The 16,052-nt window shown below is 58.5% G+C and carries 13 protein-coding genes; 6 read left to right on the top strand and 7 right to left on the bottom strand.

What is annotated here, in order from left to right; translation table 11 throughout:
* Positions 1-59 precede the first annotated feature (59 nt).
* On the top strand, positions 60-1,352 hold the full coding sequence (serS, locus tag GS611_RS01900; RefSeq protein WP_171631389.1) for a serine--tRNA ligase: 1,293 nt from the start codon (positions 60-62) through the stop codon (positions 1,350-1,352).
* 57 nt (positions 1,353-1,409) lie between these two features.
* Here serS and GS611_RS01895 read toward each other — a convergent pair whose 3' ends face one another.
* Together GS611_RS01895 and GS611_RS01890 are read right to left on the bottom strand one after the other, a co-directional pair.
* On the bottom strand, positions 1,410-2,051 hold the full coding sequence (locus tag GS611_RS01895; RefSeq protein ID WP_171631387.1) for a helix-hairpin-helix domain-containing protein: 642 nt from the start codon (positions 2,049-2,051) through the stop codon (positions 1,410-1,412).
* A gap of 93 nt (positions 2,052-2,144) precedes the next feature.
* Complete coding sequence (locus GS611_RS01890) at positions 2,145-3,128, bottom strand: fatty acid desaturase (RefSeq protein ID WP_171631384.1); 984 nt, start codon at positions 3,126-3,128, stop codon at positions 2,145-2,147.
* Between the two features lie 502 nt (positions 3,129-3,630).
* Between GS611_RS01890 and GS611_RS01885 the strand changes: the two genes are divergently transcribed.
* From GS611_RS01885 to GS611_RS01875, 3 genes are read left to right on the top strand one after another with little or no spacing between them, the layout of a single operon-like run.
* Positions 3,631-3,966 carry a hypothetical protein gene (locus tag GS611_RS01885; RefSeq protein ID WP_171631382.1) on the top strand — a complete coding sequence of 112 codons (336 nt, stop codon included), beginning with the start codon at positions 3,631-3,633 and terminating at the stop codon, positions 3,964-3,966.
* Positions 3,963-4,427: a hypothetical protein gene (locus GS611_RS01880; protein WP_171631379.1), complete on the top strand. Its 465-nt coding sequence runs from the start codon at positions 3,963-3,965 to the stop codon at positions 4,425-4,427. Before GS611_RS01885 ends, GS611_RS01880 begins: the two co-directional genes overlap by 4 nt.
* Positions 4,420-4,875, top strand: a complete 456-nt coding sequence (locus GS611_RS01875; RefSeq protein WP_171631377.1) for a hypothetical protein — start codon at positions 4,420-4,422, stop codon at positions 4,873-4,875. Before GS611_RS01880 ends, GS611_RS01875 begins: the two co-directional genes overlap by 8 nt.
* A gap of 44 nt (positions 4,876-4,919) precedes the next feature.
* On the opposite strand, the gene der is transcribed toward GS611_RS01875, so the two are convergent.
* From der to GS611_RS01860, 3 genes are read right to left on the bottom strand one after another with little or no spacing between them, the layout of a single operon-like run.
* Complete coding sequence (gene der / locus GS611_RS01870) at positions 4,920-6,383, bottom strand: ribosome biogenesis GTPase Der (RefSeq protein WP_171631375.1); 1,464 nt, start codon at positions 6,381-6,383, stop codon at positions 4,920-4,922.
* 49 nt (positions 6,384-6,432) lie between these two features.
* Positions 6,433-7,755, bottom strand: coding sequence for a PQQ-like beta-propeller repeat protein (locus GS611_RS01865; RefSeq protein WP_171631372.1), 1,323 nt, complete (start codon positions 7,753-7,755; stop codon positions 6,433-6,435).
* 44 nt (positions 7,756-7,799) lie between these two features.
* On the bottom strand, positions 7,800-8,471 hold the full coding sequence (locus GS611_RS01860) for a hypothetical protein (protein WP_171631369.1): 672 nt from the start codon (positions 8,469-8,471) through the stop codon (positions 7,800-7,802).
* A gap of 226 nt (positions 8,472-8,697) precedes the next feature.
* Here GS611_RS01860 and GS611_RS01855 point away from each other — a divergent pair, with 226 nt between their 5' ends.
* Both GS611_RS01855 and GS611_RS01850 read left to right on the top strand, forming a co-directional pair.
* A complete protein-coding gene (locus tag GS611_RS01855) occupies positions 8,698-9,924 on the top strand; it encodes an efflux RND transporter periplasmic adaptor subunit (protein ID WP_171631366.1) in 1,227 nt (408 codons plus the stop codon).
* On the top strand, positions 9,921-13,709 hold the full coding sequence (locus GS611_RS01850) for an efflux RND transporter permease subunit (protein WP_171631363.1): 3,789 nt from the start codon (positions 9,921-9,923) through the stop codon (positions 13,707-13,709). The genes GS611_RS01855 and GS611_RS01850 overlap by 4 nt, the downstream gene beginning before the upstream one ends.
* Before the next feature lie 44 nt (positions 13,710-13,753).
* Here GS611_RS01850 and GS611_RS01845 read toward each other — a convergent pair whose 3' ends face one another.
* Positions 13,754-14,152 (bottom strand): DUF2147 domain-containing protein, encoded by a 399-nt coding sequence (locus GS611_RS01845; protein ID WP_171631361.1) that lies wholly within the window; start codon positions 14,150-14,152, stop codon positions 13,754-13,756.
* Positions 14,153-14,209: 57 nt separating this feature from the next.
* Positions 14,210-16,033 carry an ABC transporter ATP-binding protein/permease gene (locus tag GS611_RS01840; RefSeq protein ID WP_171631358.1) on the bottom strand — a complete coding sequence of 608 codons (1,824 nt, stop codon included), beginning with the start codon at positions 16,031-16,033 and terminating at the stop codon, positions 14,210-14,212.
* Positions 16,034-16,052 lie beyond the last annotated feature (19 nt).

The raw sequence follows: 16,052 nt of genomic DNA, 5'->3' as shown, positions 1-16,052 counted from the left end.
CTGCCCCACAGATGGTGCATAAGCGGTTTCAGTGATTCACGCATTCAAGGATCTGAGACATGCACGACATCCGCGCCATTCGCGAAAACCCTGCCGCTTTCGACGCCGCTTTAGCGCGCCGTGGGGACGCGCCGGTGTCGTCAGATGTGCTCAGGCTGGACGAAAGCCGCCGCGCCAAGATTCTGGCGGCCGAAACAGCGCAAGCCGAACAGAACAAGGCGTCCAAGGAAGTCGGGGCTGCCAAAGCTCGAGGCGACGAAGCCGAATTCGAACGCCTGCGCGCGCTGGTTGCCGAGAAAAAAGCCGAAATCGCGCGGATGCAGACCGAGGCCAAGGATCTGGATGCCCTGCTGACGGATCAGTTGATCCGGATCGCAAATCTGCCCGCCGAGGATGTGCCGGATGGCGTGGATGAAAACGACAATGTCGAGATCAGCCGCTGGGGCACACCGCTTGAGCTGGGTTTTGCGCCCAAGGAACACTTCGAGATCGAAGCCGTTCAGCAAGGCATGGATTTCGAAACCGCAGCCAAACTCTCGGGTTCGCGATTTGTGCTGCTGTCCGGTGGCGTCGCCCGTATTCATCGCGCTTTGGCGCAGTTCATGCTGGATACGCATATCACCGAAAACGGGCTGACCGAGGTGAATGGCCCGGTTCTGGTTCTGTCCGAGATGATGCAGGGCACCGGCCAATTGCCGAAATTTGGCGAAGACAGCTATCAGACCCGCGAAGGCTGGTGGCTTATCCCGACCTCCGAAGTGTCGCTGACCAATATCGTAAACGACAGCTTGATCGAGGAAAGCTATCTGCCCCGACGCTACACCGCGCATTCCCTGTGCTTCCGGTCCGAGGCCGGATCCGCGGGCAAAGACACCCGCGGGATGTTGCGGCAGCACCAGTTCGAAAAGGTCGAGATGGTTTCGATCACGCATCCGGACAAATCGGATGAAGAACAAAATCGCATGCTGCGCTGCGCCGAGGGCATTCTGGAAAAGCTGGGCATTCCTTACCGCACTGTCATCCTGTGTACCGGTGACATGGGCTTTGGCGCCCGCCGCACCTATGATATCGAGGCCTGGTTACCCGGTCAGGACACCTATCGCGAGATCAGCTCGGTTTCGACATGCGGTGATTTCCAGGCCCGCCGCATGAACGCTAGGTTCCGCCCCGAAGGTGGCGGCAAGCCGGAATACGTCCATACGCTGAACGGTTCAGGTTTGGCTGTTGGGCGTTGCCTGATTGCCGTGCTGGAAAATGGCCAGAACGCGGACGGCACCGTGACCCTGCCCGAAGTCCTAAGCCCCTATCTGGGCGGCAAACTGACCCTGCAACTGGACGGCACACTAGCCTGAAAAACGAAACCGGCACCATGAGGCGCCGGTTCACAATGCAAGACGGGGCGAAGGAATTTATTTCTTCGCCTTTTTCTTGTCCTTCTTGCTATCTTTCTTCTTGTCACTTTTTTTCTTGCCTTTCTCGGCGTCTTTTTTGCCCTTCTTGGCGTCTTTTTTCTTTTCGTCCTTTTTCGATTTTTTGTCCTTCTTGGACTTTGCTTTCACCTTATCCTTGGCCTTGGAAAACGCGGCTTCCATTTCTTTGCGTTTCTTGGCGGCTTTTTCAGCTTTCGCCTTGGCCTTGGCCTTTTTCTTGGCTGCGGCTTCGGCTTTTTCGGCCGCCGCTTGTTCTTCTGCCGCTTTGCGTGCAGCTTCTTCCGCCCGTTTTTCTGCCGCTACAGCGGCCACGGTCTTGCGCGGGGCGGCTTTTCGTGTCGCCGGCTTTCGGGCGGCTGGTTTTGCGGTTGCTGGTTTCCGTGCCGCTGGCTTTCGTGCCGGCGCCTTGCGCGCGCCAGACTTACCGGCGGCAAGCGTTGCGGCTATTGCCGCTTTTGCGGCTTCGATCAATAGGGCGGCGCGGCTCTCACCGACCCGAGGAACCTTGACCAGATCTGCGGGTGACGCCTTCGCTATCGCTTCTGCGGTCTTAAAGCCATTGGCTGCAAGGGCTTTTTTCAGCGCCTCTCCCACACCTTTTACGTCGGTCACTACAGTCATCCAAAGGTCCTTTCTCCATCGCCCTGCCTCATCGCATATACACTGGATATGCATATCCGCAAGTTCAGCACTTGCCTTCTCGGAACCAATGGATCAGCTATGCGCCAACCCAGCGGTTCGGTCATTTTTCGGGAATGGCACGAGGCGTTTCGCATCCTCATCCCAAAGCTTGAGGTTCAAAGCCGCTACAGCCTCGGGGAACTTGATCCGACGAGGCGTGAATTCAGGCGGCAGATTATAGTGGCAGGCCCGCAACCGGTACGATGGGATACGCGCGTTGTAATGGTGGATGTCATGTAACGTGATACAGGCGACGGCGGTATCGAACCACCATCCGAAATCCAGTGCGGAAGATCCATGCAACGCTGCGGTCTGCGGGTTCAGGTCAGGACGGCGATCCCAATAGGTATCTTCAAAATTGTGTTGCAGATACACGAGAAACACACCCAGCATTCCGCCCAGAAACGAAAACACCAGCCAGACCAGAATACCGGTCAAGCCCGCCACCAGGTACAACAGGCCCAAAAATACGATGATCGATGCATTGTGCAGCAAGACGCCTGCGACACCGAAACGAACAGTGTTCTTGGGCCAGCGATAGCGAATGAAATATGTGAACAGCGCACCGACCGGCACCAGGATGAAAGGGTTTCGATACAACCTGTAAAACAAACGGGTTTTCCAGTCCGCGTCCTGCCATTCCCGCAATGTCATCGTGTGAATTTCACCGGTCTCACGATGCTCGAGGTTTCCGATCCCCGCGTGGTGCAGATTGTGGTTCTGTTTCATCACCTCGAACGGTGCAAAGGTGAATGGCGAAAGACCATGCCCTGCCCATTCGTTCTGCATTCGCGTTTCAAACAGCGAATGGTGCCCGCAATCATGTTGCAGCACATAAAGGCGTACCGCCGAAAAGGCGAAGACGATCCCGGCCGGGATCATGATGTACCAGCGGTCCACGAACACGATCGCTAGAGACAGCGATGCGAAATACACCGCGAACGTGCCAAAATAGCTCAGTGCAGCCAATCTGTTGTCCTGAACTGCGTAGTGTCTTGTGTATTCCCTCAGATCCATCCAGTCCGCTCCCCACGATGGCCCTGTTTTAATCTGTTAAAAATCCAGGCGCGGCTTGACCGCGTGCAGGCAATGCATGTGCTGACAGATGCACACACGTGAATGCTAGCGCGCAGAACAGGGGCTGTCACGCCCTCAGAGCGAAAACGCTGAAAATTGGCGCAGTTACGCGCTTGCGTGACGATCACCAGCGCCGAATAACGCGCCCTGGCAAGTGGGAAGCGCCCGGGAAAACAGCCCCGCAATATCGCGAAACACTTCAGCAGTATTCGAAAACCTCCCTTTGAGTTGACGCTTGGGAAACTTCCAGTCAGAGTAAGAAGCAGTGTTTTAAGGCATGTTGATTGACTTATTCGAGAAATATATTGCCATTGGCGCCATTGTTCTGCGCCTCGCTTGCTGGGTGCTCTTATAACGGTTCGGCACCTCATCTTCAGCCGCCATCGTGACTGGCAATGCAATTGTGCACTAGCTGCGCGGTCGCGGGCTGCATGTTGCTACGATGCGCGGCACGGCAATCTTCAGCTTGGGCATCTATCACGAGGTTCTGGTTTTTGCCGGAAATTGCGAAGATGGCCCGGCAAGGCTGACAGACCGTCAGGCACTGATCAAAAACCAAACTCTTGCAGCATCGGTTACAGACACGACAGGGCTGGAGATCGCCCTTGGCCGCAGATGGAGCGGCCTGACCCTTGGCCGCCATCAGGCCGCTGTTCTGGTGGATGTGCCACAGGGCGCCGAAATCTCCCGCAGCCTGCATCTGGATCTGACTGACCTGTCGGCAACCAGCGTTGATCAACAGGATGACACTCTGTGCATGAAGGAGACGGGGACGTGAAAAAATTATTTATTTTGTGTGGGTTAAGCAGTGTTTGGGGATGCGGCGATACGCTTTATGTCGCGCATGATACAGTTGTCGGTATCAATGCCGCCGTCAGCGCCAATCGGCAGCAAGGCCAGGTTGTGATCGGTTATGACAGAGATTTCGCTGCCGTGGTTCCCGTGATTGAACCAGGCAAGGTCGGTCCCGACGGCACATCGCGCACAGATCGCGAGGCTATGGCCGTATTCGGCTGCACACGGATGGAAACCAAGAGCATTTTCTTGACCCGATACTCAGACGTCATTTCCACCGGAGACGCCGCAAACAAACTTGCAAAGACGCTTGGAACAAAAAACCGAACCGATGGTGCCGCGAGACTGGTCACCTGCGGTGAAGACAAAGAGGGAAAAGACAAGGACACCGGCAATGAACAGGGCAATGACAACCAATCGACCGGAGGAAATGGCAATGGCTGACAACCCAAGACTTTCTTGGATCATCCTCCTGGCAATCGGGGGCTTTGGCCTTGTCGGCTGCACCTCGATTCAGGATCGCAGTTTGGTCTATGGGGAACGCAGCGGCGTGAACATCGCCTTGCGCTCTGATCCCGCCAAGGCGCTGCCCGTCGAGGTCAATGCAGGTGTACAGCGCCGCGTGACAACGCTGGTTCCGCCCATATCGCGCGATCAAAACAAACGACCCAATGATGAGGCGGTCAGTTTGGTTTCGACATTTGACCTGACCTATGACAATGCCGACGCTTCCAAAGGTCTTTTCGGAGGTCGGACGCGAATTGCATCGATCTTTACGACAGGTTCAGCCGCGACCGAACTGGCGACGGCCATTGAACAGGGCAATGGGACGTCAGAGGGTATCGCCAATGCCGCAGAAGCGAACCGCGCATTCGTACTTGGGCACGATTGAGTCAGTCCGCCTGTGTCATCAAAGCCCTGATTCTGGTGCGTAGTTTACCCGCGCCCCTTCAGATGCTTGGCCAATGCGCCCGCGTTTTTCTTGCGCCGACCCTTGTAGGGGTTCTTGTCCCCCTGCCCGCGCAGCGTCAGGCGGATCGGTGTTCCGGGCATGTCGAAATCCTGCCGTAAACCGTTCACCAAGTAACGGGTATAGCTTTCAGGCATTTTGTCGGGATGCGAACACATCACCACAAACCCCGGAGGTCGGGTCTTGGCCTGCGTCATGTAGCGCAGTTTGATCCGGCGTCCCTGTGGGGCTGGCGGCGGGTGTTGTTCCAGCATGGCCGTCAGCCAGCGGTTCAGAGCGGCAGTCGGCACCCGGCGGTTCCAGACGTCATGGGCGCGCAGGATCGCGTCGCGCAAACGCTCCAAACCCCGGCCCGTCTTGGCGGAAACCGTGATCAGCGGCGCGCCGCGAAGTTGCGGCAGCAGCCGGTCAAACGACTCTTTCAACTCGCGCAGCTTTTCCTGCTTGTTGTCTTCGATGTCCCACTTGTTGACGGCGACGACAACGGCCCTGCCTTCACGCTCGGCCAAATCGGCAATCCGCAGATCTTGCTGTTCAAACGGGATCGCGGCGTCCAGCAACACAACGACGACCTCGGCAAATTTTACCGCGCGCAGGCCGTCGGACACGGAAAGCTTTTCCAGCTTTTCCTGTACTTTTGCTTTCTTGCGCATCCCTGCGGTGTCAAAGATCCGCATCGGCGTGCTTTGGCCGTCCGGGTCAGCCCAGTCGATTCGCAAGCTGATTGCGTCACGCGTGATCCCGGCCTCTGGCCCGGTCAACAGACGGTCTTCGCCGATGATCTTGTTGATCAAGGTGGATTTGCCCGCATTTGGACGCCCCACCACCGCAACCTGCAAGGGCTTGGCTGCGGTGATCAGCGGCGTCTCGCCCTCACCGTCTTCGTCCAGTTCAATGTCCGTTTGCGGGGCTTCCTCGACTTGTTTTTCCTCTGCCGCGTCTGCCAGAGGCATCAGCTGCGCATAAAGGTCCGTCATCCCTTCACCATGTTCGCCCGACAAGCGGACCGGTTCACCCAGACCAAGGTTGTAAGCTTCCAGAACACCCGCATCCGCAGCATTGCCTTCGGCCTTGTTGGCCGCAAGTATCACGTGCTTGGACCGTTTGCGCAGGATCTCTGCGAACATTTCATCCGTTGGTGTCACACCCACGCGCGCGTCGATCATGAACAGGCAGACATCAGCCATGTCCACGGCACGTTCCGTCAGACGGCGCATCCGCCCCTGAAGGCTGTCATCCGTCGCGTCCTCAAGACCCGCCGTATCAATCACGGTAAAGCGCAGATCGCCCAGACGCCCTTCGCCTTCGCGCAGGTCGCGCGTCACGCCGGGCTGGTCGTCGACAAGGGCCAGACGTTTGCCCACAAGGCGGTTGAACAGGGTGGATTTGCCCACATTCGGGCGCCCCACGATGGCGAGGGTCAGCGACATGATACTCAACTTTCAAGACTCAAGAAGCGCCCTTTAGCGCATCTTGCCGTCAACGGAAAGCGTGTAGATCCCCCTTGGAGGAAACGACATACAGCGTTTGCCCGGCAACAACCGGAGCCGTAGTTGCACCTCCGGGAACTTCGACCTGGTGAACCAGTGCCCCGTTAACCGGATTGAAGAAGCGCAGATAACCATCATTGGACGCAATCACAATACGGCCTCCGGCCAGGATCGGACCGTAATGTGCAAAGATCGGACCGCGGCGGCCTCGCTTGTCCTTGACAAAGCTTGGCAGATCCTGCGCCCAGATGACCGAGCCATCGGCCGCATTCAAGCGCACCAGCTGACTGCGGTCACTGATCAGGAAGATGCTGTTGCCTGCAGGCCAGACAGTATCAACCGCACCTTCATCGGCGGTCCAGCGGCGTTCACCGGTGGCGGCGTCAAAGGCAACGGTCCGGCCAGAATGGTTGCCGATATAGATTGTGTTTCCGACAACCATCGGACTGCCGGTCACGTCAACGATCTGCGCGGCGGCCCGTCCCCGCCGCCCGCCTGCGACCGACGCATTCCAGCGACGGATGCCCCCACGGCGGAAGGTGGCCGCAACATCGCCGGACCCGAATGCAAACACTGCCAGGTCCGAGGCAATCACCGGTGCCGGTGCGCCCAGAACGTTACCGACGCTGGGCGTGCCTTCGATTTGCCAGGCGATACGCCCGTCCTTGGTGTTGATGGTCCACCCGGTTTCGTCCCCCGCGACAAGGTACAACAACCCGTCATTGACCATCGGAGAGCCGCTTCCGGTTGCGTCCAATCGCTTCTGCCACCGCACGGCGCCCGTTTTTGCATCCAATGCGGTCAGTCGCCCGAACCCGGACGACACGTAGAGAACGCCGTTCGAATAGGCCAAGCCGCCACCGGTAGCGTCTGCATCACCGTCACTTGACGGAACCAGATCGGTATCCCAAGCCAACTGGCCCTGCGGCGTGACCGCTGACACCGTCGCCCCCGCATCCAGTGTATAAATCAACCCGCCCGCAACCACCGGTTCGGCGGTGATACGTTGCTTGCGCGAGTCGCCCTGCCCGATCGACACAGACCAGACCCGCTGTGGCGAGCCACGCAGTGCCGCGTTCGTGGTTCGGAAAGCAGCCGTCCCCGGGCTTTGCGGCCAGCTGGCATTCGCTTTTTGAGCTGGCAGGCTGATGGGCTGAGAGCCGCTCTTTTCCACTGTTTCCAGATCAGACGCCGGACGGATGTCTTCACGTTCTCCGGGCAAGATCGCTTCAGGGGGTTCACAGGCGGTCAATGCGGTCAAAGCCAGTGCCGCAACCGGCAATCCCGCGCGGGAAATTAGTCTTGTTACCATGATGTTCCGAACTCGCCTGTCATTAAGTCTTTTGTCCCGCCTGGTCAGCCCTGCTGTGCCACCAATGGCTCGGGTTCGCCGCCCAATGCAACTATCAGTTGGGCCGCACGTTGTTGCAGATCAATACCGACCTCGGCGTCCTGACGCAGCGCCTGCAAGCGGTCCAGTGCCGCATCGACATTGCCCTCGGACACGTCGATCAGGGCCAGTTGTTCTTCGGCCAGCAGTCGAAGGGGCGCACCCGGCGCTGCCAGCGCTTCGAACTGCTGTCGACGGTCAGCGGCGGGCAAGGTGTCGCTTTGCAACAACAGCGCCTTGAAGCTTGCGATCGCACGATAGATCTCGGGCAAATCCCCCTGCACGGCAACCGCGTTCAGACTGTTGACCGCCTCTTCGCGCGATCCCGCTTCAAGCTGGGACGCAGACAGCAGCATGTTCAGAACAGCATTCCCGCCCGGCGACTGCGCCTCGGTTTCCCGCAAACCGGCCGCCCGTGCATCAGAATCGTTTTCCGACAGAGCCGCCAGAATCGAGTCACCCAGATCCTGCGCCTGCGCCGTATCGCGGGATTTGCGGTATTCATTGAACGCCGCCCCGCCGACAATCAGCGCGACCGCCGCCACACCAACCCAGCCCCAGCGGCGCAGCAGCAGATACATCCGATCACGGCGTACCTCTTCCGTGACCTCATCAATGAAACTGTCGGTGTCGCTCATTCCTGCCCCCTGGGCTGTGTGTCTTGCATAAGTGCGCCATGTCATACCCCGGCACCAACGCCAAGCCAAGGGTCCGATTTTGCCCATTTTCACCGCTTGGCTTCTCACTTGCGAAAAAAACTAAACCGAACTATTCAGTTTAGTGTAGAAATTACACAGCCGACGCCCCATTTCATACCAAGACGGCCCCGCTTTTGTTGGCACCGAATTCTAGGAGAAACACTGAATGCGTTTGATTTCTTTCATCAACGCCCTTCTGGTTATTGTTGCGTTGTATTTTCTTGTTTTTGAGCGCGACTCTTTGTTTGCTTTCGCCGGACGTGGCGAAGCAGAAGAAGCGGTACAGACCGAAGCCGTCGAATCCAACGAGACCGATATTGATGCCGTTGGCGTGGTCGCCCTGCGTTCGCAGGCGCGCGAAATTGACAGTGCGGTTCTGCTGCGAGGACAAACCAAGGCGAACCGGCAGGTCGAGGTTTTGTCTGAAACCACATCCACGGTGATCTCGGAACCCATGCGCAAAGGTGCCTTTGTCGAGGCCGGGGATGTTCTGTGTGAACTCGACCCCGGCACGCGCCCGGCGCAACTGGCCGAGGCGCTGGCCGGAAAACTCGAAGCCGAAAGCCGCATTCCCGAGGCTGAAGCCCGCTTGCAAGAGGCGCATGCCCGTGTGGCCGAGGCCGAAATCAATCTGACGGCTTCGCGCAAACTGGCGGAAACCGGGTTTGCTTCGGAAACCCGCCGAATTTCCAGCGAGGCTGCGATGAGCGCTGCCAAAGCAGGTGTAAAGTCCGCCGAAGCCGAGCTGGAGGCGACCCGGGCCGGAATCGAAGCAGCCGCAGCCGCAGTTGAAGCCGCGCAGCGAGAGGTCGGACGCCTGACCATCAAAGCCCCGTTCAAGGGCCTGCTGGAAAGCGACACCGCAGAATTGGGCAGCCTGATGCAGCCCGGATCGCTGTGCGCAACCGTGATTCAGCTTGATCCGATCAAACTGGTCGGGTTCGTGCCGGAAACCGAAGTCAACCGTGTTCAGGTGGGGTCCGAGGCATCGGCAACGCTGGTCACCGGTCGGCAGCTTGGCGGCCGCGTCACGTTCCTCAGCCGGTCGGCTGATGAAACAACGCGCACGTTCGAAGTTGAAATCACGGTTCCGAACCCGGATCTGACCATTCGCGACGGTCAGACCGCGACCATCAGCATCGCAGCCGAAGGCACAAAGGCACATCTGCTGCCGCAATCCGCCCTGACCCTAAGCAACGAGGGTCAATTGGGTGTCCGTACTGTCGGCACCGGCAATGTGGTGGATTTCCTGCCTGTCCGCATTCTGCGTGACACGGCCGAGGGTGTCTGGGTCGACGGTCTCCCCGAAACGGCCGACATAATCATTGTCGGACAAGAGTTCGTGACACGCGGTGTGACCGTAGCGCCGACTTATCGGGAAGCGTCACAATGACCGGTGTTGTCGCATGGGCCGCTGATCGAGCCCGCATGGTGTTGGCATTTATCGCGATTTCGCTGGTTATCGGCGGATTTGCCTATGTCTCGCTTCCGAAAGAAGGCGAGCCGGATATCGAAATCCCTGCCCTGTTTGTATCCGTGCAGTTTCCCGGGATTTCCGCAGAGGATTCCGAAAACCTGCTGATCAAGCCGATGGAGACCGAACTGGCGGATCTCGACGGGCTCAAGGAAATGACATCGACCGCTGCCGAAAACTATGCGGGGGTCGCGCTGGAATTTGACTTCGGTTGGGACAAGACCGCGATCATGGCCGATGTGCGTGACGCGATGAACACAGCTCAGGCGGACTTTCCCGAAGGCGCAGAACAATATTCCCTGACCGAGATCAACTTTTCCGAATTCCCGATCGTCATCGTGAACCTGACCGGTCCCGTTCCCGAACGCACGATGGCCCGTGTCGCCAAGGATCTACAGGACGATCTTGAGGCTCTGGATTCCGTTCTCGAAGCCGGTATCGCAGGCAATCGCGACGAGATGCTCGAGGTCGTGATCGACCCGCTGCGGCTTGAAGCCTACAACGTGACGGCGGACGAGCTGATCAACGTGGTACGGAACAACAACCAGTTGATTGCAGCCGGTGAAGTTGAAACCGCGCAGGGCACCTTCTCGGTCAAGATACCGTCGTCGTTCAAAACCGCACAGGATGTTTACGGCCTGCCCATCAAGGTCAACGGTGATCGGGTCGTCACCTTGGGGGAACTGGCACAGATCAACTACACTTTCGAAGACCGCGAAGGGACGGCCCGTTTCAACGGTGAACCGACCGTCGCATTGCAGGTGGTCAAGCGCAAGGGCTATAACCTGATCGACACCGTCGCGCAGGTGAAGGAAACCATTGCGCATGCAAAGACCAAGTGGCCGCCCGAACTTCAGGCGGCGGTTGATCTGGGTACATCGAACGACCAGAGCCGCATCGTCGGCTCGATGGTCAGCCAGCTTGAAGGCTCGGTTCTGACCGCGATTGCGCTGGTGATGATCGTGGTTCTTGCCTCGCTGGGTACGCGGGCCGCCCTGCTGGTCGGTTTTGCGATCCCGACCTCGTTCCTGCTGTGTTTTGCGTTTCTGGCAGTCATGGGTGTCAGCATCTCGAACATCGTGATGTTCGGCCTCATCCTGGCGGTGGGGATGCTGGTGGATGGCGCCATCGTCGTGGTGGAATACGCCGACAAACGCATCAAGGAAGGCGTGGGCCCGATGCACGCCTATGTCGAGGCCGCCCAGCGCATGTTCTGGCCCATCGTGTCCTCGACCGCAACGACACTCTGCGCGTTCCTGCCCATGCTGTTCTGGCCCGGTATTCCCGGCGAGTTCATGGGAATGCTGCCGGTCACGCTGATCTTCGTTCTGTCGGCGTCGCTGATAGTTGCGCTGATCTATCTGCCGGTCATGGGCGGTGTGTCCGGCCGCCTGAGCCGCCTCTTCGATCGGTCTTCGACCTGGTTGCGGGCGCGCACGCCATGGTGGGTCCGGGTGCTGATGGTGCCGCCGTCGCTGTACATGATCTTTCTGGGTGCGATGCAGGTTCTGAACCCCAACTACCTGCTGCCCGGTGGCTCGATCGCCGGGGCGCTGCTGTTCCTGTTCGGGGCGTTTGCCGGGTCCGTAACCCTGAGCGCGGCCAAAATGGAACGCGCCGAAGAGGACCACGTTCATACAGCGGACGAACACACTTTTTTTGGCCATGTCGTTCGGTTCCTTGTCGGCAATCCGATCATGCCGATCGTTTCCCTGCTGACGGTTTTCACGGCGGTGTATTTCGTGGCCTTCGTCTGGTTTCCTCAGGAATCCCGTGGGGTTGAATTCTTCGTGGAAAGCGAACCTGAACAGGCCACCGCATATGTGCGTGCCCGCGGGAACCTTTCCCTGGCGGAAAAAGACGCGATGGTTCTTGCCGCCGAAGAAATCATTGGAACCCACCCTGCGGTCATCAACGTCTTTGCCTTTGCGGGCGAAGGTGGCCTGAACCAGAACAACGGTGGCGCTCAGGCGCCGGCCGATACAGTGGGCCGGGTTCAGTTCGAGATCATCCCCTGGGAAGACCGCCCCAACGTTTCGGAATCGGCCCTGTGGGGCCTGTTCGAACGGCACTTCGTGGCGCCCGAATATGATGGCGACTTCGTGATTGATGAGCTGAATGCCCAACTTGCAACGATCCCCGGCATCATCGTCGAGATTTTGCCGTTGGAGCAAGGCCCTGCTTCGGCCAAGCCTGTGCATCTGCGCATCAAGGGTGACGGGTGGGAAGACCTGACCTCGGCAGCGATCACCGCCCGCGAGGTTTTCGACACCACGCCGGGCCTGATCAAGACCGAAGATACCCTGCCCCTGCCCGGCATCGACTGGCAGATTGACGTGGATGTCGCCAAGGCCGGTCGGTTCGGAGCCGACGTGGCAACCGTCGGCGCCATGGTCCAGTTGGTCACCCGCGGTATATTGCTGGGCGAGATGCGCCCGGACAGCAATGACGAAGAGATCGAAATTCGCGTTCGCCTGCCCGAAGAAGACCGCGTTTTGTCGACACTGGATACACTCAAGGTCCGTACCCCGGACGGTTTGGTGCCCTTGTCGAACTTCGTAACGCGCAAACCCGTGGCCAAGCTGGCCGAGATCAACCGCGTCGACCAGCAGCGATACTACGACGTCAAAGCGGATGTCGAACCGGGGCTGAGCAAGGTTGTGACCGAAGGCCCCGATGGAAAACAGGTGCGGCTGGCCGTCATGCGTGAAGTGACGGAAGGCTACACACCGACCGGCACCGTTCTGAATGGTACGGGTGGAAAGTCGTATGAACTGGTTCAACTGACCGGCGCAGAAAGTGTCGACCAGCTGCGCAGCGCAATCGAAGACGGGGATGCTCAGTTTGCGCTGATCAACCCGAACGAGCGTATTGCGGTGCTGACGGAATGGCTGGAAACCGGCCCGTTCGCCAACGCGATCAGCTGGGAATGGACTGGTGATCAGGAAGAGCAGGAAGAATCCGGCGCCTTCCTGGTGAACGCGTTCATGGGCGCCCTGGGGCTTATGTTCGTGATCCTGCTGGCGCAGTTCAACTCGTTCTACAATTCAGTTCTCGTGCTGCTGGCGGTGGTTCTGTCCACCACCGGGGTTCTGATCGGCATGATCGTGATGGAACAGCCCTTCTCGATCATCATGACCGGGACCGGCATCGTGGCCCTGGCCGGTATCGTGGTGAACAACAATATCGTTCTGATCGACACCTATCAGGAATACAGCAGCTATATGCCGAGAATCGAGGCGATCATCCGCACCGCGGAATCCCGTATCCGCCCGGTTCTGCTGACCACGCTGACAACGATGGCCGGTCTGACGCCGATGATGTTCGGCCTGTCGCTGGACTTCATCAATGGCGGCTATTCCATCGACAGCCCCACCGCACTGTGGTGGAAACAGCTGGCCACAGCGGTGGTCTTTGGCCTGGGCATTGCAACTGTTCTGACGCTGATCGTCACCCCATCGCTTCTGGCCTTGCGGGTCTGGGTGACAACCTATGCGATCTGGCTCAGCCGAGTTCTGGCCCGTGTAACGGCAGGCCGGTCCAGCCAGATCGCGCAGGACATGGCGATAGGGCGCTCTGCCCGGCAGATGCAGGCCACTGAAATTGTGTGGGAGGACGACTCGCGTTTTGAAGGATCAGAACAGGACAGTCGATCAGATCAGTCTGGTCGCCCCTCTGGCCCGCCGCTGAAAGCTGCTGAATAAACGAAAAGGACCGGAACTCCCGGTCCTTTTTCATTTGGCCATCATCACAACCGGGACCACGTCTGATGCGCGCAAATCGCATGTTCGCATCCTTTGACCAGCAGCTTGTCCCCCTGCAACGTCATCTGAGGCACCGCATCCACGTTGATCAACGGGACCCAGAATTCGCCGCCGCCGTATTTTCCTGCGCCTTCACTGGCCACGTCCCAGAACAGTTTCTTACCGATATTCGGTGTTTGGACTTCCTTGCCTGAAGCGTCAAAGGCCGAAAGGATCCGACCGCAGAACTTATCCCCACAAGCCGTGATTTTGATGTGCGAAATCAGGTTCATGCGATCAGGTTCAGTCTTCCAGACACCCACGATGGGATCTGCCGCCACAATGACCGGCAGACAAATCGCGATCGCAATAGACGATAGTCGTGATTTCAGTCGCTTCATCATGACAGGCACCCTTCTGGTTTTTTGTATTCTACCCTGTTTCGCTCCATGTTTGGATCTTCAGGCCGCTTCCCCGTCCGATTGCTGCCGGTTCCACAATTGGGCATACCGCCCCGACCGCGCCAGCAACTCGTCATGCGTGCCCTGTTCAATGACCTCGCCCGCTTCCAGAACCACGATCCGGTCCGCTTCGGCAATGGTGCTGAGGCGATGGGCAATGGTGATAACCGTACGACCCTCTCCTGCGCGCGCCAGCGCATCCTTGATGTCCTGCTCGGTATCTGTGTCCAAGGCCGAGGTCGCCTCGTCCAACAACAGGATCGGCGGGTTCTTGAGCAAAGTCCGCGCGATGCCGACTCTTTGTTTTTCACCACCTGACAGTTTGAGCCCGCGTTCACCGACCATAGTGTCATAGCCTTCGGGCAGCGAGGTGATGAAATCGTGAATTTGCGCAGCTCGGGCTGCGGCCTCGACCTCCTCCGGGGTGGCGTCGTCACGGCCATAGGCAATGTTGTACCGGATGCTGTCGTTGAACAATACCGTGTCCTGCGGCACAACGCCGATGGCCGCGTGCAGACTGGACTGCGTCACATCCCGCACATCCTGTCCATCGATCTTCAAGGATCCTTTGGTCACATCGTAGAACCGGAACAGCAGCCGCCCGATGGTTGATTTGCCAGACCCGGTTGCCCCCACGATGGCCACGGTCTGCCCGGCAGGAACGGTCAACGAAACACCCTTGAGGATCTCCCTTTCAGGGTCATAGCCGAAATGCACATCGTCCAGCGCGACTTCGCCGCCATTCACCTTGAGGTTGGGCGCACAGGGTTTGTCGGTGACTTCGGCGGGCTGTTCAAGCAGATCGAACATCTGGCCCATATCGACCAACGATTGCCGGATTTCCCGGTAGACCGTCCCCAGAAAGTTCAGCGGTACGGTGATCTGGATCATGTAAGCGTTGACCATGACGAAATCGCCCACTGTAAGGTTTCCGCTCTGAACCCCGATGGCAGCCAGAACCATCACACCGATCAAACCACAAGTGATCAGGAATGACTGGCCAAAATTCAGAAATGCCAGCGAATATGCCGTTTTCAGCGCCGCCCCGGCATAGGCTTTCATCGACACATCATATCGCTCAGCTTCGCGCGCTTCGGCATTGAAATACTTGACAGTTTCAAAATTCAGCAGGCTGTCGATGGCGCGCTGATTGGCTTCGGTGTCCTGATCGTTCATCTCGCGCCGAAGCTTCACCCGCCATTCGGTCACGGCAAATGTGAACCAGATATACAGACCGATTGTGACGGCGACGACCACCAGATACCAGACATCGAACAGCCACATCAGGATGATCGCCACCAGCAGCAGTTCCAGGATCAGCGGCCCGATCGAGAACAGCAGAAAGCGCAACAGGAACTCGACGCCCTTGACACCCCGTTCGATGATGCGGCTCAGCCCTCCGGTACGGCGGGACACGTGATAACGCATCGAGAGGTTGTGAATGTGCCGAAAGGTCTCAAGCGCCAACGCCCGCAGAGCCCTTTGGCCTACGGGCGCAAAGGCCGCGTCCCGCAGTTGTTGGAAACCCACGGTCAGCATCCGCGCCACGCCATAGGCAACCGTCAGCCCGACCGCGCCCAGCGCCACCGGCGGCACGCCCTCACCTGCCAGCGCGTCAACGGCACCTTTGTAAAGAATCGGCGTATAGACCGCGATCAGCTTGGCCAGAACCAGCATGACCATGGCAATCACCACGCGGCGCTTTACCCATGGTTCATCCTGTGGCCAAAGATAGGGTGCCACTTTGCGGATCGTGCGCCAGCCCGAGCTTCGCTCGTCACGCGGCACCGTATCGTCCGGGGTCGTAGTAGGTGTTCGTCTCATCACGTACCTTAACTGCGGT

Source organism: Ruegeria sp. HKCCD6119 (assembly GCF_013110585.1).
Lineage (GTDB): Bacteria > Pseudomonadota > Alphaproteobacteria > Rhodobacterales > Rhodobacteraceae > Ruegeria.
The sequence above is the reverse complement of the archived record's forward strand: the minus strand, read 5'-3'. Positions and strand labels throughout refer to the sequence as shown.

Excerpts from the sequence above, each read along its gene's own strand:
- serS (WP_171631389.1), top strand. The coding sequence starts at position 60 with ATGCACGACATCCGCGCCATTCGCGAAAACCCTGCCGCTTTCGACGCC.
- GS611_RS01895 (WP_171631387.1), bottom strand. The coding sequence starts at position 2,051 with ATGACTGTAGTGACCGACGTAAAAGGTGTGGGAGAGGCGCTGAAAAAA.
- GS611_RS01890 (WP_171631384.1), bottom strand. The coding sequence starts at position 3,128 with ATGGATCTGAGGGAATACACAAGACACTACGCAGTTCAGGACAACAGA.
- GS611_RS01885 (WP_171631382.1), top strand. The coding sequence starts at position 3,631 with ATGCGCGGCACGGCAATCTTCAGCTTGGGCATCTATCACGAGGTTCTG.
- GS611_RS01875 (WP_171631377.1), top strand. The coding sequence starts at position 4,420 with ATGGCTGACAACCCAAGACTTTCTTGGATCATCCTCCTGGCAATCGGG.
- der (WP_171631375.1), bottom strand. The coding sequence starts at position 6,383 with ATGTCGCTGACCCTCGCCATCGTGGGGCGCCCGAATGTGGGCAAATCC.
- GS611_RS01865 (WP_171631372.1), bottom strand. The coding sequence starts at position 7,755 with ATGGTAACAAGACTAATTTCCCGCGCGGGATTGCCGGTTGCGGCACTG.
- GS611_RS01860 (WP_171631369.1), bottom strand. The coding sequence starts at position 8,471 with ATGAGCGACACCGACAGTTTCATTGATGAGGTCACGGAAGAGGTACGC.
- GS611_RS01855 (WP_171631366.1), top strand. The coding sequence starts at position 8,698 with ATGCGTTTGATTTCTTTCATCAACGCCCTTCTGGTTATTGTTGCGTTG.
- GS611_RS01850 (WP_171631363.1), top strand. The coding sequence starts at position 9,921 with ATGACCGGTGTTGTCGCATGGGCCGCTGATCGAGCCCGCATGGTGTTG.
- GS611_RS01845 (WP_171631361.1), bottom strand. The coding sequence starts at position 14,152 with ATGATGAAGCGACTGAAATCACGACTATCGTCTATTGCGATCGCGATT.
- GS611_RS01840 (WP_171631358.1), bottom strand. The coding sequence starts at position 16,033 with ATGAGACGAACACCTACTACGACCCCGGACGATACGGTGCCGCGTGAC.